Below are 2,647 nucleotides of genomic sequence, written 5' to 3' on the forward strand. Positions count from 1 at the left end.
CCCCCAGCATCAGCTCGAACATCGCCCACACCAGCGCATCCGCCCGATCCGGCGACCGCCCCGGCCCCTCATACCCGCCGCCGGCCACCAGCCCGCACAGCTCGTCCTCCAACGCCGGAAACGCCCCCACATGAAACGCCCGCCTGCCTTCATATAGCGCCACCACCGGCTCGGCCCGCGCGGCCTTGCCCCGCGACGCATGGACCAGCCGCACCGGCAATCCGGCATCCGCCGCGCGCAGCACGCTGGCGACCATCGCCCCGCCCTGGTTCGATTCCGCCACCACCCGGTCTGCGCCATGCCGCGCCGCGCACGCCGCGACCGCCGATGCCCAGCCCTCGGGCGACAGGCCCGACACGCTCGCATCCTCCAGTACATAGGCGTATCCGTCCGCACCCTTGCCGACCGCGACGATCCCGCACGCATCGCCGCCGATCCCGGCCGGCGGATCGACGCCGATCACCACCCGCACCAAAGTCGGCACCGCGTCCACCCGCCGCTCCTCGATCATCGCGCGCGACCACAGCGCGTCCGCGACATCCTCGATCAGCTCGCCCTCCAGCTCCTGCCGCCCCAGCCGCGTGCCGGCATAGGCCCCCTCGATCTGCGCGAAGTAACTCTCCGCCAGATGCCGGTTGTCGCGCGACCGCCCGCCGGTGATCCGCACCCCCGGCATCCCCCGTATCCGCCTGAGCAGCGGGATCACGCGCGGCGTGGTCGTGACCAGCGTCTGCGGCCGCTCCCCGGCCCGCATCCCCATCATCAGATTGTCCCAGGTCGCATCGGCGTTGCGCCATTTCGCCAGCTCGTCGCACCACGCGATATGATGCTCCGGCCCGCGCAGCCCGTCGGGGCTTTCGGCGGCAAAGACATGCGCCTCCGCCCCCGATCCGAACTCCACGACGCCGCGCGAGGGACGATAGGTGACCGACCCGTAATGCCGCCCGATCGCCAGCACCCCCGCCGGCCCGCGCACCATGACGCTCTCGACATCGCGCCGGGTCGCCCCGACCAGTGCGATGCGCAAATCGCCCTGCTCCGCCGCCCGCGCGCACACCCATTCGGCCCCGGCGCGGGTCTTGCCGAACCCCCGCCCCGCCTGGATCAGCCACACCGTCCAGTCATTGTCCGCGATCGTCTGTCCGTCATGCGCCCACAGCCTGAAGCGCGTCGCCAGTTCGCTGCGCCGATGCGGCGTGACCTTCATCAGAAAGCGTTCGAGCTGTGCGTCGCTCAATTCGGTCATGGCCGCGACCAGCGGGTCGATGCCGCTCATACCCGGCGCTCCTGCTTGCCGCGCATCGCCTTGATCCGCGCGATCAGCATCGCGTCCGTCTCGGCCTGGGTCGCACGGGAACGCTGTTCGCGATGCCCGCTGCCGCCCTTCACGATCGAACGATGCCGGTCGAGCAGCTTGATCGCCTGTTCGATGCTGATCGCGCCGCAGACCACCGTGTCGGGATCGCCCACCGCCACCCCCTCCAGCGCGGCGATCGCTTTCGACACCAGCATCTCTTCCAGCCGGTCATATCCGGCCAGCAATGCCATGCGCCACTGCGCGGCAAATGCCGGATCGCGCCGCCGCAACGCATAGACGCTCGATTGAGACAGGCCGACGGCCTCCGTCGCGGCGCGCACATTGCAGGTCGCCGCGACATGATCGAGGAACCGCTCCCGCCGGCTCGGCGTCCATCCCTTGTCCGTGCGCTGCTGTTGTACCGGACGATTGGTCCCCGTCGTCAGAACCTGTTCCCTCGCCATGTCCCCACCCCCCAGACGCGGTTCGGGGCCGACGACGTTTCCGCCCGGCCCCGATCCCTACAATTCCCGATGTTCCTGTTTTGTGCCATATCAGCGTGACGATGTCAACAGGAATGTTCCCATTTGGTTCGTTTTCGCCGGGGCATGGCGGATCGTCGTCCGCACCCCCACATAAGACATATCGTCGGCAGATGGTCCGTAGGCGCCAGCGACCGGGAGACGCACGCGCTTCCGCTTACGCCGTCGGGAGCGTCGAATATGGACCTCAACGATCTTCTCCACCGTCATCAGGTGTCCCTGATGCGTGCCGCCCATGCCCATTCGGTTGAGGCGGCGCATGCCCATGGCGGCATGGCCCGCGGCTATGAACGCCGGATCGCGGCGTTGCGCGACCTGCTCGGCGCCTCGGGCCGGATGGTGGCGGCATGACCGCCGTGCTCGATCCCACGCCGGTCGCCGAAACTCCGGCCGCCCCCCCGGCCGAACCGACGACGCCGCGCCCCGGCGCGATGAAGTTCCGCCGCAAATACACGACCGTCCGCCTGACCCCGGATCAGGCCACCCGCCAGGGCCAGGTCGCCACCAGCGCCTTCCGCCACTTCGGCGAACGCGACGCGGCGATGGCGTTCCTCAACGCCCATGACGAAACCCTGGGCGGCCGCCCGCTCGACCTCGCCATCGCAAGCGCCGAAGGGCTGGCCTCGGTCGAAGCGGCGATGGCGGGGCGGAAGGCCTGACCTTCCCCTTTCGCGCGAAACCGTTGATGCGGAGTAGGGCCCGAGGGAAACGGCCTGATCTTCCCTTCACGCGAAACCGTTCATGCTGAGTAGGGACTAAGCGAAGTCGAAGGCCCGTATCGAAGCACGGGCAGCCCCCTATCCCCACC

The 2,647-nt window shown here is 69.2% G+C and carries 4 protein-coding genes; 2 read left to right on the forward strand and 2 right to left on the reverse strand.

Annotated features, from left to right (window positions below; translation table 11 throughout):
- On the reverse strand, nucleotides 1–1,276 hold a 1,276-nt coding region (locus CA237_RS19245; RefSeq protein ID WP_126015303.1), incomplete at its 3' end, for a terminase family protein.
- Entirely contained in the window at nucleotides 1,273–1,761 is a 489-nt protein-coding gene (locus tag CA237_RS19250) for a hypothetical protein (RefSeq protein ID WP_066690094.1), read from the reverse strand. The genes CA237_RS19250 and CA237_RS19245, both read right to left, overlap by 4 nt.
- Before the next feature lie 258 nt (nucleotides 1,762–2,019).
- Here CA237_RS19250 and CA237_RS19835 point away from each other — a divergent pair, with 258 nt between their 5' ends.
- Together CA237_RS19835 and CA237_RS19255 are read left to right on the forward strand one after the other, a co-directional pair.
- Nucleotides 2,020–2,190, forward strand: coding sequence for a hypothetical protein (locus CA237_RS19835; protein WP_164523936.1), 171 nt, complete (start codon nucleotides 2,020–2,022; stop codon nucleotides 2,188–2,190).
- Nucleotides 2,187–2,498 carry a hypothetical protein gene (locus CA237_RS19255; protein WP_232307944.1) on the forward strand — a complete coding sequence of 104 codons (312 nt, stop codon included), beginning with the start codon at nucleotides 2,187–2,189 and terminating at the stop codon, nucleotides 2,496–2,498. The genes CA237_RS19835 and CA237_RS19255 overlap by 4 nt, the downstream gene beginning before the upstream one ends.
- Nucleotides 2,499–2,647 lie beyond the last annotated feature (149 nt).

This window comes from Sphingomonas sp. ABOLH, from assembly GCF_003951715.1.
Classification (GTDB): Bacteria; Pseudomonadota; Alphaproteobacteria; order Sphingomonadales; family Sphingomonadaceae; genus Sphingomonas; species Sphingomonas hankookensis_A.

Excerpts from the sequence above, each read along its gene's own strand:
- CA237_RS19835 (WP_164523936.1), top strand. The coding sequence starts at position 2,020 with ATGGACCTCAACGATCTTCTCCACCGTCATCAGGTGTCCCTGATGCGT.
- CA237_RS19255 (WP_232307944.1), top strand. The coding sequence starts at position 2,187 with ATGACCGCCGTGCTCGATCCCACGCCGGTCGCCGAAACTCCGGCCGCC.
- CA237_RS19250 (WP_066690094.1), bottom strand. The coding sequence starts at position 1,761 with ATGGCGAGGGAACAGGTTCTGACGACGGGGACCAATCGTCCGGTACAA.